Origin of the sequence: Acinetobacter tandoii (genome assembly GCF_008867985.1) — a bacterium.
Classification (GTDB): domain Bacteria; phylum Pseudomonadota; class Gammaproteobacteria; order Pseudomonadales; family Moraxellaceae; genus Acinetobacter; species Acinetobacter tandoii.
In genome coordinates, this window is the sequence record NZ_VXLD01000003.1 from 18,673 (window position 1) to 45,438 (window position 26,766).

The window sequence follows — 26,766 nt, forward strand, 5'->3', positions numbered from 1 at the left end:
ATGATCTAAGCTAAAAATGAAAACTATACGGTATTTTTCCCACTTTTTGGTTAAGCTTGTGTTTGAAAAATATATAAAGTGATTAAGAATTGAGACTAGAAACGCATGATAGAAAAGTATTTAACAAGACTGCCTTTTTACAGCAAGACTTGGTTTCAGTTTGTTTTATTTGTCCTTCGACGTTTTGAAGCAGACCGTTGCCGCGAACAAGCAGGTTCTTTAACCTATACTACATTGTTTGCGGTAGTTCCGATGTTAACCGTATTTTTAGTCATTATTTCTTCGATTAAAGCTCTCGAACCAGCGCGACAACAATTACAGCAGTTGATTTATAGTAATTTTTTACCTAAAACTACCATTGCTTTTGACAAAGTCCTAACCGCATTTACCGATAAATCCAGCAACCTGACAGTCATCGGGATTTTATTTCTGTTCATTACCACCGTTATGATGCTGACCAGTATTGAAAACGTGTTTAATCGTATTTGGCGTGTTCGTGAAAAACGGGGTGGCATGATTGGCTTCATGCGTTATTGGACCATTATTTCTTTAGGTCCAATTATACTAGGCAGTGCCTTTGTATTATCTTCTACTGTAGCCTCCATGAATCTACTGAGTAGCCATTTGGCAGGCTATGAAGTCAATGGTGCCTTCTTGCTCTGGCTTATCTCCTTTACACTCTCGATACTGGGTTTTTTTATTTTATATTGGACCATTCCCAATCGTAGTGTTCCAATCAAAGCTGCCCTATTTGCAGGCATATTCAGCGCCAGTGTTTTTGAATTATTAAAGAACTTATTTGGTTACATCATGTCTAATTTCACCAGTTATGAAATTATCTATGGTGCATTTGCCGCGCTACCTATTTTTCTATTATGGATTTTTCTATCTTGGAATATTGTACTGCTTGGTGTTGAAATTAGTTATGCACTAACTGCTTTTTATACAGGAAAAGAACAGCGACGACACCCAGTAATTATGCTGCTCGATATCCTACAACTTTTTCATCTCAAGCAACAAAATGGCGAGAGTATGTCAGACAAAGAAGCGCTAGATGTTTTAGGTCGAGAAGAAATTGGCCACTGGCCAAGCTATGTTTTATTACTAGAACAGCAAAATTTAGTGAAACGTACCGATAACAATGAATATGTGTTGGTCCGTAATTTAACGCAGGTTGATTTTTGGAGTTTTTACAAATCACTTCCCTACCCACTACCACGTCGTCCTGACGTTAAAAATATTCATCTCGATGATCATGAGTGGATGCAGCGGATTGGCCCCATGTTTGAAGAAGCTGATGATTATCTGGCTGCCAAACTTTCTCTACCATTGGCGAGTATTTTTGAGCAGCGTTAAACCTCATCAGACAAAGGAGATGAAATCATATTTCATCTCTCGTTTGACCAATCATTCATACCAGTCTTCTCATTTTATTAATCCATTCCCCCCTGTCGATTACGTAATTCTCCAAATTTCAAACTACAACTCGTTTAAAAAATAAGCTAATATAAGTTCTAAACCAAATGATAAAATGATTTAAAAACATGATGTAGAAGAAGAACCTCTCATCACAAGCAAGACTTTTGTTTGCGTGATTCAGTTGAGAATTCACTATGACGGACCCAAAAAAAGAAACACCGACCATTATTATTAATGAAACGGAGCCTGAGAAAGAGCGCTTTGAAACACTAAAAGAAAAATTACGCTATCAACAGGCACTTCGAGAAAGCTCTAAACAAATTGACCATAAGCAAGTCCGTCTGAATATTCAGGTCGATGCCCTCCCCAGCAAAACCTTTTTTATTATGAATGCACTAGCAGCAGTAATTGCTGCCTATGGGCTACTTAGTGATTCTACAGCAGTGGTCATTGGTGCCATGTTGGTTGCTATGATGTTAGGGCCGATTGCAGGTATTTCTTTGGCTTTAATCGATAGCCGCTGGATATTGTTTCGTACCGCTTTTCAAACGTTAACATTGGGTATTTTGATGATTTACGGGATTGGTTTTCTTATCGGAATTATCCATCCCAATATTGCCATTACCAACGAAATCATGGCGCGTACACATCCAAATTCGCTCGATTTAATGATTGCTCTGGCAGGTGGTGCTGCAGGTGCCTTTGCCTCAGTTTCACCACGACTTTCGGTTGCTGTAGTTGGGGTTGCTGTTGCCACTGCGTTAGTTCCACCTTTAGTCGCCAGTGGTATTTTATTATCCAGAGCTGAGTTTTCTCTTTCTGCCAATGCCTTCTTGCTGACCTTTACCAATATCATTGCAATTCAAATCAGTTCAGCAATGGTGCTCTGGATTGCAGGTTTTAGACGTGGTTCTAATGAGGAAGTTTCCAGTAAATACCTAGAGTTTGCAAAACGTAATTGGGTCAGCTTAATCATTCTACTTATATTGGCCGTATATTTGACCCTTAATTTACTCCATACCGTTCAGAATGAATTATATAAATCTCACATCAGCGACCTATTGAGTCAAAAGCTTAATAACGAAACCAATATTATTGACACAGTAGAGTTCGAAACACATTCAAACTTTACCTTAGCTAGGGTGTTTATACGTGGGGTTACTCCGCCTTCAACGAATCAAATTGACAAATTAAACCGAGCACTAAGAACGGATCGCAATGGTCACCCGACCTATGTACAAATTCGTTTTATTCCTATTCAAATTATTCAAACCCAACCAACAAAGATTGTGCCTTTGAACACAACCGAATCTGAAAAATCCATCATTCAAATGTTAAAACAACAGGATCCATCATGACAAAAAAATTACTCCTTATTGCAACTTTAACCAGCGGTCTTTTGATTCATTCATCGCTTCAAGCCTGTACCCGCGTTGTTTTTCATGGCGATAATCAAAACATCATGACAGCACGTTCTATGGACTGGAAAGTCGACATCGGGACCAATCTCTGGATCATGCCGCAAAACATCGCCCGAAATGGTTTGGCAGGCCCCCAATCCATTCATTGGAAAGCTAAATATGGCAGTGTGATTGCAACAGGTTATGATATTTCCACAACCGATGGCGTCAATGAAAAAGGCCTTACAGCCAATTTACTTTGGCTAGTGGAATCCGAATATCCAGAAGTAAAAAACAATAAAAAGCCCACTTTAAGTATTTCACTGTGGGCACAATATGTACTGGATAATTATGCGACAGTGAATGAAGCCATTCGTGCACTGGAGAAAGAGCCATTTATTGTGGTCACGGATGATGTCCCTGGGGAAAAACGTCTTGCGACCTTACACCTTTCTCTTTCAGATGCATCGGGAGATAGTGCCATTGTAGAATACATTAATGGTCAACAGGTCATTCATCATAATTCTAAATATCAGGTCATGACCAATTCACCGACTTTTGACGAACAGCTAGCACTGAATGAATATTGGAAAAAGATTGGAGGTACAACCTTCCTACCTGGTACAAACCGTGCCTCGGATCGTTTTGCCCGCGCCTCATTTTATATCAATGCTATTCCTAAAAATGCCAACAGCAAACAGAGCCTTGCCAGTGTCTTTAGTGTGATTCGCAATGCATCCGTTCCCTTCGGTCTCAATACTGAAGAAGAACCAAATATCTCATCAACGCGCTGGCGGACGGTTGTTGACCATAAGAATTTGTTATACTTTTTTGAATCAGCGGTTTCACCCAATACGTTCTGGGTAGATTTAAAGAAAATCAATTTTAAAACTACACCCTTCCAGAAACTTGACTTAGGTGCAGATCAAGCCAATGTCTATGCTGGGGATGCCACACCATACTTTAAGACCACGAAAGCATTTGAGTTTTTAGGAAAAGAATAAATACTGCACAGCGCATTACGTTCATTTATGAAAATGTTGCGCCGTCAGTTTTCTATCGATATCAATAAAGGTTAAACATGAATATTTTAAAAACCAGTCTATTCGCAATAGTAACGACTATGGGGCTAGCAGGCTGTGCCACTTCAAACACACAACCTCAAAATATCGCTTCAGCAGGGCTGCTGATCTGTGTACAAAATGAACTTTGCCCAACGGTGAAAGTGACGTGGAACGAACAAAATCGTAACAATTTAAAAGTTACGGCATATTTGCCAAGTGCCAAAGATGATTATGATATTCAGCAATTTGTCTTTTTAATTGATCAAAAGCCCTATAGTTATGCTCCTACGACAGCAACCACACATGAATACATCAATCGTATGGTTCCACATCGCTCATCCAATTATGTTGTAGTACCCAGCGCTTTCTTAAGCACCTTCAAAAATGCCAAAGATATTGAATTAAAACTAGTTACAGACAAAGGTAATATTACTCGTCCTGTATATCGCAATGGGCAACAATCTTCAGCTTATCGTGCTTTTATCAATTTATATCAGCCTTAATTTTCTAACTAAATGCAAAGCCTGTCTTCATGACAGGCTTTTTTGCTAAATACCTAAACAAGGATTAGTCAGATTTTAAAACTTTTGTAAAACCTCGTGATTGCACCCAGCCTTGCATACTTACCACCATAATCCCCAACATCACCAATACCGTACCAATAATAAAGTTCAGTTCAATTTTTTCATTGAGTAGTAGTACTCCAAAAAGCACACCAAATAATGGTGTTAAAAAGGAAAACACACCCAAACGCGAAGCCAGATACTCTTTTAATAGCCAGAACCAAATTAAATAACTAGCGAAAGACACAATAATGGTATGGAACAGCAGACTGCCAATCGCAAACGGAGTCCAATGAATACTGGCCTGCCCCATGGCAAATGCCAGAGGAAATAACAGTAGAAATGCAATCAAAAGTTGATAGAACAAAGTCTGGGTGGCAGGTGCTTCCGCCAACTTAGTTAAACGAACTGCAATCGTGGTTGCCGCCCATAAAATTCCCGCCAGTAACGCCAAGGCATCTCCCCACAAAGCAGTGCTTGATGCCGCCGCCGAACCAACAGGATGAAATAGAAATGCAATGATAATACCGAAAAATGCAAGCGCGATCCCAGACCACTGCAATACACTCAATCGTTCAGAAGGGAGCTTCCAATGCAGCCCCAAAGCCACAAAGATTGGTGCGGTATACAGCAAAACCACGGTGTGTGATGCCGAGGTAAAACGTAATGCTTGTGCCACCAAAAAGAATTCAGAGGCAAATAACACACCAACAAGAATACCAGCAGCCAGATAATCCCGGCTCCACAGAGAAACTCCATCGGCAAGCTTAATCATGGGGTAAACCATCAGCGCAGACAAGCCTGAGCGCAATGCAATTTGCATTACCGCAGAAATATCTGGTGCAGCCATTTTTAAAATTACTTGCTGCAAGCCCCAAATAATACACAGTACAAACATAATGCTTGCTGCTTTACTGTCTAGTGCCCGACGCTCACTCACGGTCTACTCCCGCTCAATTCATAAATGACCACTATAGACCTGTCACTTTTAAAAGATATACTTCAAAACAGACAACTCATACTATTATTCAGGCAAAATGAGCAACGGGAGAAATAGATGCATACACGTTTACAACATGACTATCATCCCATGCCGACCAATGATAATATTCCTGCACCGCTATGGTTTCGCATTTCCGATGCACCCGCAGAGTCTTGCTATCCCACGCATGAACATGCTTGGGGAGAGTTTGTCTATGCCCTCAACGGCGTGCTCGAAGTCAAAGTGGATCAAATTCATTTTCTGACCCCTCCGCCTTATGGCATTTGGTTACCCCCGCATTTAAAACATGCAGGCATTAACCGTACCGAAGTGACTCATTCCACTTTGTATGTACATGAAAGCCTGTGTGAAGGATTGCCAAAACAGGCAGGTATCTTGCTGACCTCGGCCTTAGTCCCTGCACTTTTACATCATTTACGTCATCATCCTTTGCCTGACCATGACCCTGAACACTTACGTTTGTTGCATGTATTATTAGATCAACTGCGACATGCCAAATGGGTTGGCAGTTATTTACCCTCAAGTAAACACCCAGCACTACAAACTTTACTGGATTATTTACAACAGCATCCCGCCGATCAAAGCACTCTGGCACAATTGGCTCAACGAATTAATATGACCGAACGTACTCTCGCGCGTTACTGTCAGCAAGAATTAGGCATGTCATTAAATGAATGGCGACAACGGCTGAAAGTGATTAAAGCCATGTCGATGCTGAATGAAAACAAAACGGTAGAAAGCATCGCACTGGATTTGGGTTATGCCAATGCCTCAGCCTTTATTAACTTATTTAAACGCTGGATGCGCTGTACGCCTGATCAATTTCGCAAGGACTATGCCGCAGCAAATCAATCCAGATGAAAAAAAGGACTGTATTGACAGTCCTTTTTTAACTTCAACTCAACTTAGGCCTGTACAAAAGTAGTCCAAACATAGTCTTGTTGCTGACCTTGCAAAGTCATTTTAAGTTGGTCACCTGCTTGCAATGCAGCAACACCCGCTGGTGTACCTGTCATGATCACATCACCTACTTCTAAGGTAAAGACTTGACTCATATCTGCCAATAAAGTACCAATATCAAAAATCAGATGCGAGGTATCCCCTTTTTGGCGAAGTTCATCATTCACATGCAAGGTGTAATGCACATCATTCCAGTCCTCTATCACATCAGCCACATCAACCCAATCCGCCAACATACATGAACCATCAAAAGCCTTAGAACGTTCCCACGGCTGACCTTTCTTTTTCAAGTCATCCTGTACATCACGTAAAGTTAAATCCAATCCTAAAGTCACAGCACCCACCGCTTGCAGGGCTTTTAGCGGATCGGTTTCGGCTTTCAATTCACGATCAATTCGCAGGGTTAGTTCACACTCATAGTGACAACTACCTAATGCTGAATTCCACGAAATGCCATCTTCCAGTGCCTTTAAACTACTCGGTGGCTTAATAAACAATACAGGACTGTCAGGAATAGCATTTCCCAACTCTCTCGCATGGTCTGCATAGCTACGACCGACACAAACAATTTTAGATGGACGTGTACTCATGATCTTCCCTTCGACTTTTGTGACAACAAATCTTTTATTTAGAATGCTTGAATGTGTTTTCAAATATGCCTTGATCTTCGGCTGTTGCAAAGGCACGTTTGGGTACAATCACCACAGTACGATTTTTTAATTCGAGCATGTAGGTCAGCTTACCCACTGCAAAATTCTGTACTTCATGATAGTTCACGACTTTTTTACGCCCATTGGCATAAATATCAGCATGTTCCTGATATAAATCGATGCCTTGCTCACTTTTCCCAAATTGATATTTTACAAACTGACGCTTAAACATCATCGGTAAGAACCAATAGCGCAAAACCAGTTGTAGAACTAAGAAAAATACGCCCAGCGCAACGTAATAACGCCCCACCCCAGTAAAACCCAAATAAATGCCCCAACCAATAATAGCAATACTAATTAAAGGGGTAATAAAACGTGTGAACAGCTTTTTACCAAAGGTGGCTAAAGCAAAGCCATCCTGAGACTCTTCAAGGTTTAAATAATAACGTAAAGATAAGGCAGGCTTGCTGTCTGACATAAATCCATCATCAATCTGAAAACGAGACTACAGCATAGTACACCAAATTTCCGATTTTCTTTATGCTTTTCACCACTACTCGGCGACAACAGATTTTGGAATTTTCATAAAAACGACATGCTTTTACGATATTTTAGGCACAAAAAAACCGCAATAAATGCGGTTTCTTTTTTATACAATAGAACAGATAAATGATCTATGTAATCAAGTTGGTGCGCTCAGAGAGATTCGAACTCCCGACCCCTTAGTTCGTAGCCAAGTGCTCTATCCAGCTGAGCTATGAGCGCGACGTCTTGATGGTTGGGCATTATACGCAGTTATTTTAAAATACCTAGTCTTTTTTCAAAAAATGATTCTGAATGTGTAGTTATTAAGCAAATTATTTTCTTAAACCGACAACTCATTCGAAAAGTTTATTTCTTTCCCCTGATAAAACTTGTAATCGGCTAATGCCAACATGGCATGATCATTCGGACTATCCCCATAGGCATACACAGCATCAAAATCACTTAAACAATACTTCTGTTGTATACGCTTAGCTTTTTCCATATACCCACAATCCCCCTGTTGTAACTCTCCTGTATAACAGCCCTCTTGTACTTCTAACTGATTACAGATCAGATCAATGCTCTGTTGCTGACACCAGTGGCTTAAATACACATCCAAAGAAGAAGAGACCACCACCACTTGATCTCCTTTTTGTTGATGATCCAGGAGTTGTTGCAACGTATGTTCATTCATTAAATTGGGCAAAATTGTTTTCGAAAATTGCTGACCTTGTTGCTCAAGCATTATGGCAGGATAGTTTTTAAAAGCAGCACGACAAAGTCGGATTCTAATTTGCTGATCGTTGACATAACCCATCCGAAAACCAATCAGCCATGGTGCTACTTTTATGCCACCCAATAACTGTTTTCGATAGGACAATGAATATTTTAAAAAATGACTAAAACTGTCGGAATGGGTAATGGTGTTATCGAAATCAAAAAGTGCAAGGTTCATATTATTTAATCTACTATTTTTATAAATTTCACGCACAAAAAAACCGCAACATGTGCGGTTAATTGTTCAAGTTGGTGCGCTCAGAGAGATTCGAACTCCCGACCCCTTAGTTCGTAGCCAAGTGCTCTATCCAGCTGAGCTATGAGCGCATTACTTGTGTGCCAATTCAGGCGATACGTTACATACAGTTTACTTATTGGTGCGCTCAGAGAGATTCGAACTCCCGACCCCTTAGTTCGTAGCCAAGTGCTCTATCCAGCTGAGCTATGAGCGCGACATAAGTAAAGTTGGCGGTGAGAGAGGGATTCGAACCCTCGATACAGTTGCCCGTATGCATCCTTAGCAGGGATGTGGTTTCAGCCACTCACCCATCTCACCGTAACGTGCCGCCATAATACAAACTTAACCCTAGTACTGCAAGCACAGCTGCTATTTTTTTTGCATTATTTTGCTCAATTAAATATTTTTTAAACAATTTACTCAAATTTGAGCAGAATTTACCCTACATCAGCAGTTGTTACGTCCTGAATTTAACTTAATGACCACTATTGCTCGTGGAAAAACACATTATTGCAATCATTTACGTGCAGTCTGACGCTGCATGTCTTATGCTAATCCTATCTTCTGACACAAAACCAAATCCATGATGAAAAATTGGGTCGATCCTGAAGCCAAAGCGGAAGCTGAACGCTACGAAAATCCTATTCCGAGCCGTACGCTCATTTTAGAAACCATAGAACAATTAAACTCGCCACAATCACATGCCGATTTAGTGGAACACTTCCAAATTGCCGATCAAAAGAGCATTGATGCGCTAAGCCACCGACTGATTGCGATGGTGCGTGATGGTCAACTGATGAAAGATGGCTTTAAATTTCAACGTATGGCAGATCAACCCAACCATGAAGCCACGGTTTATATCAACAGTAAAGGCTTTGGTACGGCCAGTATTGCAGGTCATGACGATTTACTCTTACCTGAACGTGAACTCCGTCAGGTGTTTAATGGTGATCGGGTAAAAGTGCAACAAACTTCGGTCGACCGTAAAGGTAAAGCTTGGGGCTTTATTTCTGAAGTTGTACAACGTCGCGTCAAACAAATTATCGGTAAAGTTTCGCAACACGATGGTGAATACTTTATTCAACCTGCAAATCCGAATGCGCATCAGCCTATTACTCTAGAAAAAGAGTTAATTGAACATGCCAAACTTAAACTAGGCGATTCAGTTCGTATTGCAATTGATGATTATCCAACCCGTGAAGAATTTGCCACAGGCCACGTGATTCAATCTATGGCGGACAAAGCGGATACTGAAATCATTATTCCGCAAACCATTTTAGAATTTGGTTTACCTTACGAATTTCCAGAAGAAGTCCTCAAAGAAGCGGAAAGCTTTAAAGAGCCAACGGCCAAAGATCGTGAAGGTCGCATCGACTTACGTGACCTACCTTTAGTCACGATTGATGGTGAAGATGCCCGTGACTTTGATGATGCTGTGTATGCTGAAAAACGCTCTGGCGGAGGCTATCGTGTAGTGGTTGCCATTGCCGATGTCAGTCATTATGTGCGTATTGGAAAACCGCTGGATGATGAAGCGCAAGAGCGTGGAACTTCCGTTTATTTCCCTCACTTTGTTTTGCCAATGTTACCCGAGGCCCTCTCGAATGGATTATGTTCTTTAAATCCCCATGTCGACCGTTTATGTATGGTCTGTGATTTAAAACTTTCCCGTGCGGGTCGCGTGACAGACTTTGAATTTTACCCTTCAGTCATGCATTCCAAAGCACGCCTGACTTATACACAAGTGGCACAATATTTCGATGGCGATAGTGCTGCGGTTCCTGAAGACCGTGACGTACGTAAATCACTGAATACCCTGTTCCAACTGTACCAAGTTCTGAAAGATTTACGTGGCAAACGTCATGCGATGGAATTTGAAACCGTTGAAACCTATATGACCTTTGATGACTTGGGCGGTATCAACGAAATTCTGCCACGTACACGTAACGATGCACACAAGCTCATTGAAGAATGTATGTTATTGGCGAACGTAGCTGCGGCAGAGTTTGCTCTCGAACATGATATTCCAATGTTGTATCGTGTGCATGAACCACCTGAGTTCTCACGCATTCAAAAAGTCCGTGATTTTGTCAAATTATTGGGTTTAAAATTCCCCGATCAGCCAACTCAAGCCGACTATCAGGCGGTGATTGAAGCGACCAAAGACCGTATTGATGCACCGAGTATTCATGCGGTGTTATTACGTTCTATGATGCAAGCCTATTACGGCGCGAAAAATGCGGGACATTATGGTCTGGCTTATGAAGCCTATACCCACTTCACATCACCAATTCGTCGCTATCCAGATTTACTGTTACATCGTGCGATTAAAGCCAAATTAGCCAACAAGCCATTCCCGCTGTCAGGTGCGGCATTGGATGATGCAGGTGAACATTTCTCGCAGACTGAACGTCGTGCAGATGAAGCGTCTCGCTCTGTGACCATGTGGTTAAAATGTCATTATATGCAACAGCACTTGGGCGATGAATTTGTCGGTGTAATTTCTGCAGTAGCCGAATTTGGTTTATTCGTCACCCTAAAAGACTTGTATGTTGATGGTATGGTACATGTCAGTCAATTGGGCGATGACTTCTTTGTCTTTGATCAAGTTAGCCAAAGTCTAGTGGGACAAAACCGTGGGCAAACGTTTGGTTTAGGCGATGAAGTTAAAATTAAAGTGGCAGGTGTCAATTTAGAAGAGCGTAAGATTGACTTTGAACTGATTCAGCAACTGACGCATGCAGGACGTGCGATTCGTAGCCGTGCACCGCGCGTTGCCAAAGCTGGGACTGCTCAAGTGAAGGAGGAAACCTTTAATCCTCGCACAGCAAAAGCGCCTGCTGAAGCACGTGAGTCTGGCGATCAACCTGTTGCGAAGAAGAAAGCCAAGTCTAAGCCAAGTTCTTATGCTAAAAAAGCCGATAAGAAAGCATCAACCAAGACTGATGTAAAAGCTAAAGACAAGGCCAAGAAGAAAAAAGCCAAAAAGAAAAAAGCCAACGCAAAAGTGCGTAGCGAATAACTTCAGATAGGTGTTAAGTCTCTAGGCTTAACACCTTTTACTCCAAAAGTATGAAATTCATTCGACGTTTTATCAATAAACCGATTAGCCAGTATCATCCACTGTTTTACTTCTTATCGACCCGCACCCGACGGGCATTACGCTATTGGCAATGGAAAACTGATGGTCAAGATTATGCTCAACAAAAGTGCCCAACTCCTTTGCCCTATCGAGTTAAAAAGCATCAATCAGTTTTAATCCGAAAATTAGGTGACAGTGAGCAGCACTGGCAACACAACAAAGTCATTAATCTAAAAATAGCCAGCCCTTGTATTTCAGGCATTTTGATTGCGCCCAAACAAACATTTTCTTTCTGCCAATTGGTTGGACAACCTACACAAGCCAAAGGCTATGTTGAAGGCATGGAGCTGAGTTTTGGCCAAGCACGAGGCGGGATTGGCGGTGGAATTTGCCAAATTGCCAATCTGATTCATTGGTTGGTACTCCATAGTCCACTACAGGTGGTACAACGCGCACAGCACTCTTTTGACCCCTTCCCCGATCAAGGACGAGTTTTACCTTTTGGCAGTGGTGCCGCGATTTTTTATAACTATATTGATTATCAATTTTATAATCCAACGCCGCATACCTTTCAAATTCGCCTATGGTTTAGTGACAAATGTTTGGAAGGAGAGCTACGCTGTTCGGCAGATTTGGGTTACGTCTATCATGTATTTGAACAACAGCATGCTTTCTTAAAAATTGGGCAAGACTACTATCGACAGAATGAAATCTGGCGCCATCGCAAAGAGAAATATAAAAGTGGTGAAATTCTGGAAACGGAATGTATGACCCGTAACTTTGCCAAAGTCTTGTATATTCCTCAGCATATAGATCAATCTTTTAGCTCTTGGACTGAATTTAGCTCTGAACAGCAAACTCGATCAATTAAAACTTGATTTCCCGCCCAAGAGTCCCTACATCTAGATTAAGTTTAAAATGAAATGGCGACTGCACATGCACTTAGATCAAGCAACACTACCTGTTCCTCAGTTTGATCAAATTCAACTTAGCGACTTAAAACAACAAATCGAACAAGCCATTCAACACGGTCAGCAATTTTTAGCTGAACTTACTGTCGTACCTGAACAACATGCAGCACAACTGCAAGTCTTGAGCCAAGTCGATGAACTTGAAAATAACATGAGCGAATCTTGGGGAGTGTTATCCCATTTGAACGCCGTGATGAATAATACTGAAACTCGTGATGTCTATCAGTCTTTACTGCCTGCACTAAGTGAATATTACACAGCGCTTGGGCAACATACGGTGCTCTATCAGACCTATCAACAGATTCAAGATTCGACAGAATTTAATCAACTGCCTGCGGCGCAGCAAAGTGCCATCAAATTGGCATTACGTGATTTCAAACTATCTGGTGTAGCCTTAGAAGGTGAAGCGAAAAAGCGTTATGCTGAAATCTCAGCACGTTTATCACAGCTATCTTCAGACTTCTCCAACCATGTATTAGATGCCTCTCAGGCCTACTTCAAACCTTTAAGCGAAGACCAACTCAAAGGTCTACCTGCCAGCAGTATTGAATTATTAAAACAATATGGTCAACAACGTGAACTTGAACAAGCAGTTGCCACTTTAGATATTCCTGCTTATTTGGCAATTATGACCTATGCAGAAGATCGTACTGTGCGCGAAGAATTATATCGTGCTTATACCACTCGCGCTTCCGATCAGGCAGAACAAGCTGAATTTGATAATACGGCGGTGATGGAAGAAATCTTGAGCCTACGTCAGGAAATGGCACAGTTGCTCGGTTTTAATAACTATGCAGAATTGTCCCTTGCGAGCAAAATGGCACCTGATGTCGACACTGTCGCCAACTTTTTAATCGAGTTGGCTGAACATGCACGTCGCCCTGCTGAGCAGGAAATTGCCGAGCTGAAAGCGATTGCACAACAAGATGGGGTTCAAATCCTAGAACCGTGGGATACAGGTTTTTACTCAGAAAAGCTCAAAGTTCAGCAATTCAATCTGTCTCAGGAAGATTTAAAACCCTATTTCCCAGCACCGAAAATCATACAAGGCTTATTCAGCATTGTTGAACGCTTATATGGCATTCAAGTTGTGCAGCGTGAAGCTCCAGTTTGGCATCCAGATGCACAATATTTTGAACTGGAAGATCAAGGTAAAGTGGTTGGTGGATTCTATTTCGATCTTTATGCGCGGAGTGGAAAACGCGGTGGCGCATGGATGAGTGGTTTCCGCTCACGCATGCAAACTGCACAGGGTTTACAAAAACCAATCTGCTATATGGTATGTAACTTTACTCCACCCGTTGCAGAACAAGCAGCTTTACTCACTCATGATGAAGTCACCACGCTATTTCATGAGTTTGGGCACGGCTTGCATCACATGCTGACTGAAGTGGATCATATTTCGGTGGCGGGTACTCACGGCGTGGCTTGGGATGCGGTAGAATTGCCAAGTCAATTTATGGAATTCTGGACATGGGACAAAGAAAGTTTGGATTTGCTTAGCGAGCATATTGAAAGCAAAGCGGTTCTCCCTGAATCCTTGCTCAAAGCATTACTCGATGCCCGTTTCTTCCAGTCTGGCATGCAAACCCTCCGTCAAATCGAGTTCGCTCTATTTGATCTGAATATTCATCGAACTGCACCTGCCCTTGATGCAACAGGTATTCAAATAACGTTAGATCAAATTCGTCAGAACTATGCCGTTGCCCCAACAGCATCTTATAACCGTTTCCAGCACAGCTTTAGTCACATTTTCGCCGGGGGTTACGCTGCGGGTTATTATTCCTATAAATGGGCGGAAGTTCTAGCCAGTGATGCCTTTGATCGTTTCGAAAAAGAAGGTATTTTCAATACCCAGACTGGCAAAGAGTTTCGACAGTTTATTCTAGCAGTTGGCGGAAAAGATACGGCACTTGATGCATTTATCAATTTCCGTGGTCGCGAACCAAAAATAGATGCATTATTACGCCATCAGGGTTGGACGAACGCAGATAAAACCGCTTAAACTACGTCATTATTGTTCACAGGGTGTTATTAACTGACATGAAAAGACAGTTTATCGCAGGCGCAAAATGTCCTAAATGCGGAGCTTTAGATCGTGTGGTTAAAATCATCACTGTGGATGACGAGTGGATTGAATGTATAACGTGTGAATATACAGAAAAGCGCCCGACCCATGTCGAGTCTGCTGAACCTGAACATCCAGACGAAATTGGGGTCATTCAATTCAAACCTCGTCAGCCTGAATAACAACAAGGTTCAAGTCATGACGTTAGATCAAAGACAAAATTCAAAACTTTTAATGGGGATTATTGCTGGACTGGTGGTATTGGTGGCTATCTTTTTAGCTTATCAATGGATGTCGAGCCCTCAACCAAAACATGAGATTGAGCAGCAAGTTGTACATACTCCTGCAAAACCAGTCGTGAAAGAGGCTGCTCCTGTGGTGGAAAATTCGGCTTCTACGGCGGTTGCAAATACGACGGCTGAAGCACCGATTCAATTGGTCGATGAAGCCATTTTAAAACAAGATGTGCCGAAAAATGCCAGCTTGGCCAAAGAAGAAATTGCCAAATTGGATGACATTCAGACACAACTGAATGAACAAGAGAAAACATTGAAAGCGCAACATACTGATGCAGATGACCTAATAGCCTTGAAAGAAGAACAAATCAAGTTGCTCGAAGCACAACTCGCGCAAGCTCAATAACTTATTTCTTCAAATTTGGCTAGAATAGATCGGCTTATGATTATGCCGAATTTTCGTATGAACCTCTCCCCAACCAATCGCAATCTGGTCAAAGCGCTTGGTTTTTTAACCCTATCTGCTTTTTTATTTTCGCTGATGGGAGTATGTATTCGTTATGCTTCTCATAGCGTAGATAATCCCACCATCGTTTTTTTCCGAAACTTTATTGGCTTATTCGTCTTTCTGCCAATCATGTTCAATAAAGGGTTGGGATTTTTTAAAACCACAAAAATTTGGATGCATACTTGGCGCGCAGTCGTTGGTCTGATTGCCATGTATGGCTTTTTCTATGCAATTGCTCACTTAAAACTCTCCAATGCGATGGTTTTCACCTATTCCTCGCCCATCTTTATTCCACTGATTGCGTGGTTATTTTTAAAAGAAAAAATTACTCGCTCCATGTTATTGGCAGCGGCAATTGGGCTGGCTGGCGTTTTGTTTGTAGCAAAGCCAGATTCAGGGCTATTTAACCAAATTTCCCTAATTGGCTTAATCGCAAGCTTTTTAGCAGCAATGGCATTTGTCACTGTGCGTGCGCTGACCAGCACTGAACCTCCAGAACGAATTGTATTTTACTTCTGCTTCATTGGCACGCTCATTTCGATGCTGCCAATGTTTTGGTTATGGCGACCTTATACACTGTACGAACTTGGTTTTTTAATAACTGCAGGCGTATTAGCGAACATCAGTCAGATTTTTATGTCTAAAGCCTACCAATTGGCACCCGCTGGTCAGATCGGTCCTGTAAACTATATTGCCATTATTTTTGCAGGGGCTTGGGGCTATATTTTCTGGCAGGAAACTCCTGATCATTACAGTTTAATTGGCTTCAGCTTAATCTTAGCTGGCATTCTGTTTTGTAGCCCCCTATTTCAACAACGCAAGAAAACATAAAGCACCCGAAGGTGCTTTATCTGTTATTCGAATCGCTTAATGATACCAACCGAACAATTTAAATAAGTAAGGGATATAAGCAATAATAAGCATGGCAGGGAATAATACCAATAACGGTAAGATCCAACGTTCATATCGATAATAGAACGATTCATGTCGCACTTCTGCATCGGCTTCAGCCACTTCTGCATCACCAATCGACTGACGTGCCAGTAAATGATTAAGTGCCACTGGAGGAGTCACATAACCCAACTCAAAACCAATTAAGGTAATCATCCAGAAATGTACAGGATGGATACCATATTGATAGGCTACAGGAGCAACGGTTGCAGAAATTAAAATAACAGCACCAAACGGATCCATAATCATACCAACGACAATCATCAAAGCTACGATCATGGTAATAACCAAATAAATATTACCAATATCTGTTGGGAACAGGCTCATGACTTCCACCCGCTCAAGGAAACCTCCGACGCTGACTGACAGCGCCATAAGGATGACCAACGCCCCAATATGCCCAACCGTTTCACTGGTCGAAATATGCATCGCTTTCCAGAAACCCACTTGACGCATCGGGGTTAATTTTTCCGAATGCTGGACCGTATGATTGACAACCAGCTCATCTGCTGCATGTGCAGGATGAATCCCCTCTCGATATTCTGCTGTATTGAGTAAATCTGCGCCAGCCATAGCAGGTTGTGTAGACGATGCATAATTCAAATCCAACGTTTCATCCCAATGCCCTACAGCTTGAATCGGCGCTGGTTCATGGCGTAACTTATCGAATAACACCATAACCAATAGAATGATTGGCATCATGACTGGGGCTGTGAATTCATTCAAATCTGTCGATAACGCATATTTATAAAACAGCCAGATCAGTACAAAAATTAAAATATAAGGCAAGACCGGTGCAATCGCACGCACCGACTTTGGAGAAGCAATATTCAAGGGTGCGATACGAAACTTCTGCTCTGCGAGGAACAAAGACACCACTAAAAACAGCGTTGATGTGAGCAAAAAGGTATAACTACCATATTGATACAACCAGTCTGTGGTGACTTCTTTATTGAGTGATGCGACTACGACAATCAACAAACATGGTCTTAATACCACCCCTAAAGAACCTGACATGGCTGTTGCAGCCAAAGCAAATTGGCGACGTCCACCTGCATTCCAGACTTCTTTATAAATGATTGCTCCTGCGGCAATCACGAAAATCCCCGATGCACCAGTGTAAGCTGTCGGCAATGCTGCTGCGATCAGAATGAGCCAAGTTAAAGTCTCAGGTGCCAGATTCCATGGACGTAAAATATTCAGGAATAAATCCACAATTCGAGTTTGCTTTAACAGCATCCCTGCCCAGATAAAGAGCGCAAGATTTAGGAAGATACTGGAAAACTCGACCAATTGTCCTAAGTAAATCCCTTGCCCCATCGGGTAATCCATGAAGAAAGTAAAGGCAACTCCTGTGATGACCGCCATATAGGCATATAAAGGGACACTCAAAAATGCCATGCTCAAGCGCCCACCCTCTTGAGTCGGCTGGGGTTGTTTCACGACATGGAATAAACTAATGACCGTCAATACACCAAATAAAATGATCCACATCCAATAAATACTGAACATTTCACCTGTCATTGGGACACCCGAGTTTTGCACAGAGTGATACTGACTTAAACTAGAGGCCGCCAGGAAACCATTTGCCAGCAACATAAAAAGGCTATAAACCCGAAAATCAATTTTGGTTGTCGGGCTACGTAAGCCAATATGGTGCGTTTTTAAAGTTGCACTGATTGCCGCAAATACCACCATCAATACCAACAAAATGGCGCGATTCTCGCTACCAAATTTAAACACACCAAAGAACGTCGTTTCCACGGTACGGTAGGTTCTTAAGGTTGGATGTGCCTGCATATGTTGCATTGCTTTATCATAAAACTGATATTTTTCTTCACATAAATTTCGTGCCGCAATAATCGAAGCTCTGACATCTGACTCAGATGCTGTACCAAAAATATCAGCAAATTCATCAGCTGCATTGGTTTTCATTTGTGTTTGAACCAAAGCATCCACATTCGGATTTCGGTCACAATCGGGTTTGCTTGGCTCAGCTCTCAAAAAAGAATATTGCATGCCCTTGTCAGGGTCACCATATAGGCTTTCACCCATCCGCAATAATTGTCCATGAATCATTTCACCTGTGCCAATAATCAGTGTCAAAACCAGTAACACCAAAATCACAAAGGCAGAGATCCATTCTGTCCAAATATATTTAAACAGGTCTAATCCAGACCGTTTCTGTCCTGCATCATACATATGTGTTCCTATTTTTATTTTACTCATCATCAATGATGACGTAGAGATCCTCTATGAACAGAACATCTCCATATTCTGTTCTATCTTTATTTTTCAACTTCACTCTGCATGACTTTAAGATTGAAAAAAATGACTGCTTTTATTTTCTTTCTGCTTAAAATGTCAACTCTTTGGCTGAAGTGACTGTAAATGAAAAGGAAAATAGACGGCAGCTAATAGCATGCCCCAGAGTGCACCAAGTAAATGGGCTTCAATCAGAACAGGACTTCCTATCAATTCTGCGGTGCTGGTGTTGCCTATTGTATTTTCCCAAATTAACTTCAGCACAATTAACCCCAACACGCCCGCAGCAAACTTACGTTCATGTGCATAAGTTAAATGGACAAGCGCGACCGCAACATAAGCACCATGCAATACACCTGAAAGCCCAGCATAAGCTTCAATGTCAGGAAAAGCATAATAGAAACTTAAGCTAATACACACTGGAAGCACTAGCAGTAATGCAGCCAATTGCCAAATTCGAACATGAGGAAAAATAAAAGGAAAACACGCAAAGGCAAGCATATTCAGCAAATAATGTATCCATCCGACATGCACCCAATGTGCCGTCCAAAGACGCCAGAATTGCTCTAACAAATCTGGGCGCCAATAGATAAAATAATCTGCAAAAATCTGTAAACAGGCAGATATTGAGGCAACTCCTGCAATAAAAACCACCTTTCGAACAAAATATGGGACATTCATCAGCATCTCCCTCGATCTCTCAGCAAATCCTTTGCTTCATTCAGTTTCACGCCACAGCCTATTCTTTTGCAGTACTTGCAGCATCCTCCGAGGCATTAAATAAATCATCCAGACCCGAGCTAACGTCCTGTTCATCCCAGAATTGCTGCATGCCATCATCGGCTGTACGTTTGCCTGTGTGTTCCGTCCAGTAGCGGTCTGAAATACCTTGCACCATACTCGCCGCCATACTGTCAATCAACTTGAACTGGGGATTAACAGGCTTTTCATCTGAACGCGCTGCAACGAAATGTTTTAAGGCATCACGAATTTTGGCATCATCGCCACTGGCTTGTGCTGCTACCGCATATAGGGCATGAGATAAGCGTACACCTTTTTGCTCACCAATTTGCATGGATTGTTTTAGGGTTTGGTATGGATCTGGTTTACCATCTCCCGCCCCTGGCAGTAAGGTCCAAATGGCCGCACGTGTTGCTTCTGGTGCACCCCAGAACTTTTCATTGTTCAAGCAAACCATCCCGCGCTCTACAATTGCTGCGATATCTTTCGGTACATTCACCGAACCACCTGCATTAATGTCATTGGTCATGGCTTGTACACCACTGAGCAAACCCAGCAAATACACGGTCTGATCAATGTCACTTTTCATTTTTGGGCAACTCTCACCCAATTCTTGCTTATACTTGGCTTGCCAGCGCTTCTCTAAGAGTTGATAACCTGCATATTGCCGCTGTGCCGCTACAGCCGACCAACGTTTTTGCTCAATACGCGCATCTTGTGCTTCTGTGACTTGTCCTGCTTTAGACGCACGCAAATAACGGAGTTCAGCATCGAGTGCTCTGTTTTCGGCACATGTGCCCGCAGCAGAATAGAGTAAAATTGCAATACGTGTCGGGTCTGCCCCCATCTCTTGGGTCGACATAATTGCAGGTGTTAACGCATTCCCCGAATTACACACCATATCCGCATCTTCCATGGCTAAAATGGGCGGAACAATATGCTTTTCGCTAAATCCTAAAGCGACATTCGCGCCAGATTTCACTACATGCGAACATCCTGTAAGTACACTTGTTGTAATCATTAAAATCGCCATACCTTGGCCAATTTTCTGGACTTGTGACATCTTCCTGTCCTCTATATTTTTTGTTTGTGTCCTTCGCAGTAAACATAGCAGAAGCTATTTTCGAAGAAAAGAGTATTTACTCTAATTCAAAGGATTACTTTGCCATGAAAAATAAAGAGAAAAATTGACTCTAGCGGCAGGATTATTAAATTTTGGGCAAAAAAAAGTAGCATTGCGACGGTTCAGCACATGCTACCTATTAAATGAACGCCCAATGGGCTTTATGTTTGTGCAAATCGATCCTTCAGCACAGTTCCTAAACGTCCTATAACAATTGCCAAGACAATCGCTACCATTAGAAACGACCACGTTGGAAAAATCATACTGATCTCCTCGTTCGCTGTTTGGTGGTTTTAATGTACAGAGAAAACACAAATGTATCTGCAAAAATTGTCTGACAATTTATACTTTATGCCAATAAATTTATTTTTTGTCTAACAACGTATTAACAACTTAATATTAAATACTTGTTTTTTATATTTTAATTAATTTAATAAAATTATTAACTGTCTAACAATTAGAACATTTTTGCCAACAATTTCAGTTTTTTCCACTCCACAAGCGTTAATTGGTCATACCAGATGACATAACTACAAGATGACTGCTGTTGGAAATAAAGCACAATATAAAAATGATGATCAACCACTCGCGTAAGCCGCATGTGCTTTACAGCTTGATCTATAGACTGAATAGACCATTCATCAGCCGAAAATGCTTGAAAATAATGCAGTGTAGAGCGCTTAAATTGCATCCACCATGAAAATAGCAAAATAATCAAAATAACAACTGCCAACCAAACGGGCAGTAAAACTGAAACTAAACATTGAATAAGAAGCAACAAACCTATTTGAAACACAATCGCCATGCGACTGCGTTTCAAATAATATGCAGTATTAGCCATGAACGTAATGCTTTAATTTAAGAATAAACGTCTTAATTTCAGCACGCGGCGGTTCGCCGACTTCCATAAACCAATCGAGTAAATCAGGGTCTTCTTGTTCAACTAATTCTGCAAATAACGCTTTTTCTTCAGGAGATGCAGCTAAATAATAATTTCGAACATATGGGTCAAAATACACATCAATTTCCTTTAAACCGCGACGCGCACGATAAATCACTTTGCGTTCTTCAAGCGTCATTTCTTCGCTCATTGTATTTCCCCTAGACCAAACAGAAGTGCCTTAGTTTAACCGAATCATTGGCGAAATTTCGAGACATTTCCCCTGAATGACCAAATCTACCATTTTTTTCATGGAATTGAGCATTGCTCACATTGCCCAAGTCACAACAGATCTTTTAAGTTCAACCTCACAATGATAATTAAAGGACATCATCATGCAATCTGGAGCCATTCGCCCACTGCCCCACATGCTACCAAGTCAACTGTTCAATGCGGAACATGAAGCCTTCCGTGACACCGTACGGAAATTTTATACTCAAGAAGTTATCCCCAATACTGAAAAATATGAACAACAACAACATGTTGATCGGGACTTATGGACTAAGGCAGGACATTTAGGCTTACTCTGTGCCACCATGCCCGAAGCGTATGGTGGTTCTGGTGTCGACCGCCTATACAGCATGATCCTGATTGAAGAACAAGCTTATGCGATGGACTCTGCAACAGGGTTTTCACTACATTCGGACATTGTCGCTAATTATATTCTGAACTTTGGAAATGAAGCACAAAAGCAGCATTGGCTCCCTAAAATGGCGACAGGTGAAGTGGTCACCGCGATTGCAATGACCGAACCAGGTACAGGCTCTGATTTGCAAGCGATAAAAACTACAGCAGTCCTTGATGGTGATGAATATATAATTAATGGCTCCAAAATTTTTATTACCAATGGCTATTTGTGCGACATGGCAATTGTCGTCTGTAAAACAGGCAACAGTGATAAAGGCTCTGCCAATTTATCACTTATTATTGTTGAAGCTGACCGTGTCGGTTTTAGTAAAGGCAAACCACTGCATAAAATCGGCATGAAAGGGCAAGACACTTGCGAGTTGTTCTTTGATAATGTTCGTGTACCCAAGCAAAATCTACTTGGCGCCGAGGGAATGGGCTTTATAATGCTGATGAAAGAATTGGCATGGGAACGCATGTTAGTTGCTATTATCTGCCAAGCTGGCGCCGAGGCAGCATTTGCACATACTGTTAAATATACGAAAGAACGACAGGCCTTTGGTAAGAGCATTTCCAGTTTTCAAAATACTCGCTTTAAATTAGCTGAACTCAGAACTGAAATCGATTTCTGTCGTACCTACCTTGATCGCTGTATGCAGTTACAACTCACAGAAAACTTAGGTGTCGATGCCGCAGCAGCTGCAAAATACAAAATTTCAGAGATGTTTTCTAAAGTGGTCGATGAGTGCTTACAACTACATGGTGGATATGGCTATATGCTAGAATATCCAATTGCAAGGGCGTATATCGATAACCGCGCCAATCGCATTTATGCAGGCACCAATGAAATTATGAAAGAGCTAATTTCACGAACTTTATAACATCATAAAAAAAGGAGCTTAATGCTCCTTTTTTTGATTACTTCATAGCTCAAGAGACCAATTTAGGCTTACGTTGATCGTGTGATAATGCTTTCTTAAACTTTAATACAGCATCTTCGAAAGTTGCATTTTTTAACTCCTTACGATCGACCAAATAGTTATTGGTGACTTTCCATGGTGCATGCTTGCCTTGTTTTGGCATCACATTCGCTGCACGGGCAATATAACCAGAAGTTAAACTCCCCATCACCGTATCTTCAAGTCGTTCTGTTTGATCACCCTGTGGGATCACCTCTACATAACCCTTTTGATCCATATAATTGATCAAACGACAAATATAATCAGCCGCAATATCCACCTTTAAAGTCCATGAAGCATTAATATAACCAATAATCATCGCCATATTCGGTACATCACTTACCATCACCCCTTGATAGAGCATATGTTTTGAGGTATCAATTGGCTGACCATCCAGTGTTGCCTTGAGACCACCTAAAATTTGAATATCCAAGCCTGTCGCTGAAACAATAATATCTGCGTCAAGATGTTTACCCGACTTTAACAAAACCCCATTTTCAGTAAATCGCTCAATTAAATCGGTCTCTACACTGGCTTGACCAGAACGTAAAATTTTAAACAAATCACCATCAGGCACGACACATAAACGCTGATCCCAAGGATTATAACTTGGGGTAAAGTGCTTCATATCGACTTTACCTTTCAGTTGCAACTCAATTGATTTTAATAGCAATTTACGCAAGAGCTTTGGTTGCTTTTGTGCCAATGCATAAATACCACGCTGCATCCCGATATTACGTGCACGAGTCAATTTATACGCAAGGTCTTCAGGTAAAATTTTACGCATTTTATTATAAAGAATATCAACTGAAGGAACTGACGCGATATAAGTCGGTGAACGTTGTAGCATCGTCACATGCCCTGCTCCACCTTTTGCCATGGCTGGGACTAAAGTGATTGCTGTAGCACCACTCCCAATAATAAGCACCTTTTTTCCACGATAATCTAGATTTTCTGGCCAATGTTGGGGATGAATAAACTCACCTTTGAACTCAAGCTGATTCGGAAATTTCGGTTGATAGCCATGTTCATAATTATAATAACCCGTACAACCTAAAATAAAATTGGCCACCCAAGTCTGCTTCTTTTGATGATCATCTTCAATTTCAACCACCCACTTTTGAATACTTGAATCATAATTGGCAGAAATGACGTTGTGTTTAAAATGAATTTTAGAAGCAAGTTGATATTCTTCTACTACTTCTGCCAAATAGCCTTTGATTGCAGCTCCGTCAGCCAATACACTAGATTGCTGCCAAGGTTTGAAATTATAACCAAAGGTAGACATATCAGAATCAGAACGGATACCAGGATATTTGAACAGATCCCATGTTCCGCCAATACTCTCACGTCGTTCAATAATTTCATAAGAACGATTTGGATTATTCTTAGATAAATGAGCAGCTAGACCAATCCCTGAAATACCTGCACCAATAATCAATATATCAATTTGCTTTTCCATGTTGTTTTTATAACCTGACTGATAATTCCATTTTATTAAAGCACAAATCTGACAATGATCAATGTCAAGTTAAGTAAATTCAGATAGAAATCATGTCATTTCAGGACAAAAGTAAATATTGTCAAACAAAAAACAATAAAAAAGGTCGGTTAAAAACCGACCTTTTTTTAAGAACAACTGAGTTATCCTGCGAAATTAGTTAACTTCGCGATCTACTAGTTCAACGTAAGCCATCGGTGCAGCATCACCTGCACGGAAGCCCGCTTTAAGAACACGTAGATAACCGCCGTTACGTTCTTTGTAACGAGGGCCAAGAACGGTAAATAATTTACCAACAGTTGCTGCTGAACGAGTACGAGCAAACGCCAAACGACGGTTTGCAACAGTATCGTTTTTAGCTAAAGTGATTAAAGGCTCAGCAACGCGGCGTAATTCTTTAGCTTTAGGAACAGTAGTTTTAATTAACTCGTGTTCGAACAAAGAATTAGCCAAGTTTTGGAACATCGCTTTACGATGACTGCTTGTACGGCCTAATTTCACACCACTATTACGATGACGCATGGTGATAGTCCTACTTAATTAACGGCTACGATAGGCGAAACGATCGTCCATACGGAGACTAGCTGGTGGCCAGTTCTCTAAACGCATGCCGAGCTGTAAGCCTTTAGAAGCCAGAACATCTTTGATCTCAGTAAGCGATTTTTTACCAAGGTTAGGAGTTTTAAGTAACTCAACCTCAGTGCGCTGTACAAGATCACCAATGTAGTAAATATTTTCTGCTTTTAAACAATTCGCAGAACGAACAGTAAGCTCTAGATCATCTACTGGACGAAGCAAAATTGGATCAACTTCTTCACGAGGTTCTTGAGCAACAGGAGCTTGATCTTTCTGAAGGTCAACAAAAATTGCAATTTGTTGTTGCAAAATTGTCGCCGCTTTGCGGATTGCTTCTTCAGGATCAACTGTACCGTTTGTCTCAAGATCAATGATCAGTTTATCAAGGTCAGTACGTTGTTCTACACGCGCATTTTCTACGATGTAAGACACACGTTTGATTGGGCTATAAGAAGCATCTAACTGTAAACGGCCCACTGGGCGAGTTTCGCCTTCTGGGAAACGTGAATCAGAAGTTTCATAACCACGGCCTTGAGCAACTTTAAGGCGCATTTTTAATGAACCAGTTGCACTTAATGTACCGATCAAGTGTTCAGGGTTAACCACTTCAACATTATGAGGTAAACGAAGGTCAGCAGCAGTAACATCGCCAGGACCTTGTTTCTCTAATGTCAAATAAGCTTCATTTTGATCGAACAGCTTAATAGACAATCCTTTTAGGTTCAGCAAGAGCTCGACGATGTCCTGCTGCAAGCCTTCCAAAGTACTGTACTCGTGCTCAACACCTTCAATTTCAACTTCAACCACAGCTGCGCCAGGTAAAGAAGAAAGAAGGATGCGACGTAAAGCATTACCAAGAGTATGACCAAAGCCACGCTCTAAGGGTTCTAGAATAACTTTTGCCGAGGTCCCGCTAACCGCTTCGACCTTGATCGCTTGCGGAGTTAGAAACTCATTTGCAGTACGCGTCATTATTGCTACCTCAAGGATTATTTAGAATACAATTCTACAATCAAGCTTTCGTTGATTTCAGCAGGTAAATCAGAACGATCTGGTGCAGCTTTAAATGTACCTTCCAACTTAGAATGGTCAATTTCCATCCAAGAAGGAATACCACGTTGAGCAGCTAATTCAACTGCATTTTTAATACGCAATTGTTGCTTAGCGCCTTCGTGAACTGCAATCACGTCACCAGCTTTAACTTGGATAGACGCAATGTTAACACGACGACCATTTAAAGTGATAGAACGGTGAGATACAAGCTGACGAGCTTCTGCACGTGTAGAACCAAAACCCATGCGATAAACAACGTTATCTAGACGGCTTTCAAGCAATTTCAACAAGTTTTCACCTGTTGCGCCTTTAACACGAGCAGCTTCTTTATAGTAGTTACTAAATTGACGCTCTAAAACACCGTACATACGACGTACTTTTTGTTTTTCACGTAATTGTAGTGAATACTCAGATTGTTTTGCACGGCTTTGACCATGTTGGCCAGGAGCTTTAGCATGTTTTTTAGTCTTAACGTCAAATGGTTTAACGCCAGATTTTAATTGCAGGTCTGTCCCTTCGCGGCGAGAGAGTTTGCATTTTGGACCAATATAACGAGCCATGAATGT

The 26,766-nt window shown here is 41.4% G+C and carries 25 protein-coding genes and 4 tRNA genes; 12 read left to right on the plus strand and 17 right to left on the minus strand.

Annotated elements, in window-relative coordinates; genetic code table 11:
- The first annotated feature begins 105 nt into the window (after window positions 1-105).
- The 4 genes from F4W09_RS06110 to F4W09_RS06125 all read left to right on the plus strand — a co-directional run bounded on the left by F4W09_RS06110 (window position 106) and on the right by F4W09_RS06125 (window position 4,386).
- Entirely contained in the window at window positions 106-1,356 is a 1,251-nt protein-coding gene (locus tag F4W09_RS06110) for a YihY family inner membrane protein (RefSeq protein ID WP_016168562.1), read from the plus strand.
- A gap of 257 nt (window positions 1,357-1,613) precedes the next feature.
- Window positions 1,614-2,777 (plus strand): TIGR00341 family protein, encoded by a 1,164-nt coding sequence (locus tag F4W09_RS06115; RefSeq protein WP_104441431.1) that lies wholly within the window; start codon window positions 1,614-1,616, stop codon window positions 2,775-2,777.
- On the plus strand, window positions 2,774-3,823 hold the full coding sequence (locus tag F4W09_RS06120) for a linear amide C-N hydrolase (RefSeq protein ID WP_151504332.1): 1,050 nt from the start codon (window positions 2,774-2,776) through the stop codon (window positions 3,821-3,823). Before F4W09_RS06115 ends, F4W09_RS06120 begins: the two co-directional genes overlap by 4 nt.
- A 77-nt stretch (window positions 3,824-3,900) precedes the next feature.
- The gene (locus tag F4W09_RS06125) at window positions 3,901-4,386 is read left to right on the plus strand and encodes a hypothetical protein (protein WP_151504333.1); all 486 of its coding nucleotides are present in this window, start codon (window positions 3,901-3,903) and stop codon (window positions 4,384-4,386) included.
- Window positions 4,387-4,450: 64 nt separating this feature from the next.
- Here the strand turns inward: F4W09_RS06125 and F4W09_RS06130 are convergent, their stop codons facing one another.
- Window positions 4,451-5,386 (minus strand): DMT family transporter, encoded by a 936-nt coding sequence (locus tag F4W09_RS06130; protein ID WP_104441428.1) that lies wholly within the window; start codon window positions 5,384-5,386, stop codon window positions 4,451-4,453.
- A gap of 117 nt (window positions 5,387-5,503) precedes the next feature.
- Here F4W09_RS06130 and F4W09_RS06135 point away from each other — a divergent pair, with 117 nt between their 5' ends.
- On the plus strand, window positions 5,504-6,310 hold the full coding sequence (locus F4W09_RS06135; RefSeq protein WP_151504334.1) for an AraC family transcriptional regulator: 807 nt from the start codon (window positions 5,504-5,506) through the stop codon (window positions 6,308-6,310).
- Between the two features lie 44 nt (window positions 6,311-6,354).
- Here the strand turns inward: F4W09_RS06135 and F4W09_RS06140 are convergent, their stop codons facing one another.
- From F4W09_RS06140 to F4W09_RS06170, 7 genes are all read right to left on the minus strand, one after another.
- Window positions 6,355-6,999: a fumarylacetoacetate hydrolase family protein gene (locus tag F4W09_RS06140; protein WP_104441426.1), complete on the minus strand. Its 645-nt coding sequence runs from the start codon at window positions 6,997-6,999 to the stop codon at window positions 6,355-6,357.
- 34 nt (window positions 7,000-7,033) lie between these two features.
- Window positions 7,034-7,537 carry a YcxB family protein gene (locus tag F4W09_RS06145; protein ID WP_016168569.1) on the minus strand — a complete coding sequence of 168 codons (504 nt, stop codon included), beginning with the start codon at window positions 7,535-7,537 and terminating at the stop codon, window positions 7,034-7,036.
- 210 nt (window positions 7,538-7,747) lie between these two features.
- A tRNA-Arg gene (locus F4W09_RS06150) sits at window positions 7,748-7,824 on the minus strand.
- A gap of 100 nt (window positions 7,825-7,924) precedes the next feature.
- Window positions 7,925-8,539 carry an HAD-IB family hydrolase gene (locus tag F4W09_RS06155; RefSeq protein ID WP_151504335.1) on the minus strand — a complete coding sequence of 205 codons (615 nt, stop codon included), beginning with the start codon at window positions 8,537-8,539 and terminating at the stop codon, window positions 7,925-7,927.
- A 72-nt stretch (window positions 8,540-8,611) separates the two neighbouring features.
- Window positions 8,612-8,688 (minus strand) — tRNA-Arg (locus tag F4W09_RS06160).
- A 48-nt stretch (window positions 8,689-8,736) separates the two neighbouring features.
- A tRNA-Arg gene (locus F4W09_RS06165) sits at window positions 8,737-8,813 on the minus strand.
- 14 nt (window positions 8,814-8,827) lie between these two features.
- Window positions 8,828-8,917 (minus strand) — tRNA-Ser (locus F4W09_RS06170).
- Window positions 8,918-9,182: 265 nt separating this feature from the next.
- Between F4W09_RS06170 and rnr the strand changes: the two genes are divergently transcribed.
- From rnr to F4W09_RS06200, 6 genes are read left to right on the plus strand one after another with little or no spacing between them, the layout of a single operon-like run.
- Window positions 9,183-11,621 (plus strand): ribonuclease R, encoded by a 2,439-nt coding sequence (gene rnr, locus F4W09_RS06175; RefSeq protein WP_171492405.1) that lies wholly within the window; start codon window positions 9,183-9,185, stop codon window positions 11,619-11,621.
- A 50-nt stretch (window positions 11,622-11,671) separates the two neighbouring features.
- Window positions 11,672-12,559, plus strand: a complete 888-nt coding sequence (locus F4W09_RS06180; protein ID WP_104441424.1) for a VanW family protein — start codon at window positions 11,672-11,674, stop codon at window positions 12,557-12,559.
- Between the two features lie 40 nt (window positions 12,560-12,599).
- Window positions 12,600-14,657 (plus strand): M3 family metallopeptidase, encoded by a 2,058-nt coding sequence (locus F4W09_RS06185; RefSeq protein WP_171492406.1) that lies wholly within the window; start codon window positions 12,600-12,602, stop codon window positions 14,655-14,657.
- Between the two features lie 38 nt (window positions 14,658-14,695).
- Window positions 14,696-14,902 carry a YheV family putative metal-binding protein gene (locus F4W09_RS06190; protein ID WP_016168574.1) on the plus strand — a complete coding sequence of 69 codons (207 nt, stop codon included), beginning with the start codon at window positions 14,696-14,698 and terminating at the stop codon, window positions 14,900-14,902.
- A 16-nt stretch (window positions 14,903-14,918) separates the two neighbouring features.
- On the plus strand, window positions 14,919-15,362 hold the full coding sequence (locus F4W09_RS06195) for a hypothetical protein (RefSeq protein ID WP_151504337.1): 444 nt from the start codon (window positions 14,919-14,921) through the stop codon (window positions 15,360-15,362).
- 57 nt (window positions 15,363-15,419) lie between these two features.
- Window positions 15,420-16,295 (plus strand): DMT family transporter, encoded by an 876-nt coding sequence (locus tag F4W09_RS06200; RefSeq protein ID WP_151504466.1) that lies wholly within the window; start codon window positions 15,420-15,422, stop codon window positions 16,293-16,295.
- 36 nt (window positions 16,296-16,331) lie between these two features.
- Here the strand turns inward: F4W09_RS06200 and F4W09_RS06205 are convergent, their stop codons facing one another.
- The 5 genes from F4W09_RS06205 to F4W09_RS06225 all read right to left on the minus strand — a co-directional run bounded on the left by F4W09_RS06205 (window position 16,332) and on the right by F4W09_RS06225 (window position 21,635).
- Complete coding sequence (locus F4W09_RS06205; RefSeq protein ID WP_151504338.1) at window positions 16,332-18,617, minus strand: TRAP transporter large permease subunit; 2,286 nt, start codon at window positions 18,615-18,617, stop codon at window positions 16,332-16,334.
- A 162-nt stretch (window positions 18,618-18,779) separates the two neighbouring features.
- Window positions 18,780-19,361: a rhombosortase gene (gene rrtA, locus F4W09_RS06210; protein WP_151504339.1), complete on the minus strand. Its 582-nt coding sequence runs from the start codon at window positions 19,359-19,361 to the stop codon at window positions 18,780-18,782.
- Between the two features lie 58 nt (window positions 19,362-19,419).
- Complete coding sequence (locus F4W09_RS06215) at window positions 19,420-20,484, minus strand: hypothetical protein (protein ID WP_044739616.1); 1,065 nt, start codon at window positions 20,482-20,484, stop codon at window positions 19,420-19,422.
- Between the two features lie 517 nt (window positions 20,485-21,001).
- Entirely contained in the window at window positions 21,002-21,385 is a 384-nt protein-coding gene (locus F4W09_RS06220; protein ID WP_151504340.1) for a hypothetical protein, read from the minus strand.
- Entirely contained in the window at window positions 21,378-21,635 is a 258-nt protein-coding gene (locus F4W09_RS06225; protein ID WP_016168582.1) for an FAD assembly factor SdhE, read from the minus strand. Before F4W09_RS06225 ends, F4W09_RS06220 begins: the two co-directional genes overlap by 8 nt.
- A 184-nt stretch (window positions 21,636-21,819) precedes the next feature.
- Here F4W09_RS06225 and F4W09_RS06230 point away from each other — a divergent pair, with 184 nt between their 5' ends.
- Window positions 21,820-22,992 (plus strand): acyl-CoA dehydrogenase family protein, encoded by a 1,173-nt coding sequence (locus tag F4W09_RS06230; protein ID WP_151504341.1) that lies wholly within the window; start codon window positions 21,820-21,822, stop codon window positions 22,990-22,992.
- Between the two features lie 49 nt (window positions 22,993-23,041).
- On the opposite strand, the gene F4W09_RS06235 is transcribed toward F4W09_RS06230, so the two are convergent.
- From F4W09_RS06235 to rpsD, 4 genes are all read right to left on the minus strand, one after another.
- Window positions 23,042-24,532, minus strand: a complete 1,491-nt coding sequence (locus F4W09_RS06235; RefSeq protein ID WP_151504342.1) for a flavin-containing monooxygenase — start codon at window positions 24,530-24,532, stop codon at window positions 23,042-23,044.
- Between the two features lie 195 nt (window positions 24,533-24,727).
- Window positions 24,728-25,093, minus strand: coding sequence for a 50S ribosomal protein L17 (rplQ, locus tag F4W09_RS06240; RefSeq protein WP_016168585.1), 366 nt, complete (start codon window positions 25,091-25,093; stop codon window positions 24,728-24,730).
- 18 nt (window positions 25,094-25,111) lie between these two features.
- Window positions 25,112-26,119 (minus strand): DNA-directed RNA polymerase subunit alpha, encoded by a 1,008-nt coding sequence (locus F4W09_RS06245; RefSeq protein WP_016168586.1) that lies wholly within the window; start codon window positions 26,117-26,119, stop codon window positions 25,112-25,114.
- Window positions 26,120-26,136: 17 nt separating this feature from the next.
- On the minus strand, window positions 26,137-26,760 hold the full coding sequence (rpsD, locus tag F4W09_RS06250; RefSeq protein WP_016168587.1) for a 30S ribosomal protein S4: 624 nt from the start codon (window positions 26,758-26,760) through the stop codon (window positions 26,137-26,139).
- Window positions 26,761-26,766: the final 6 nt, after the last annotated feature.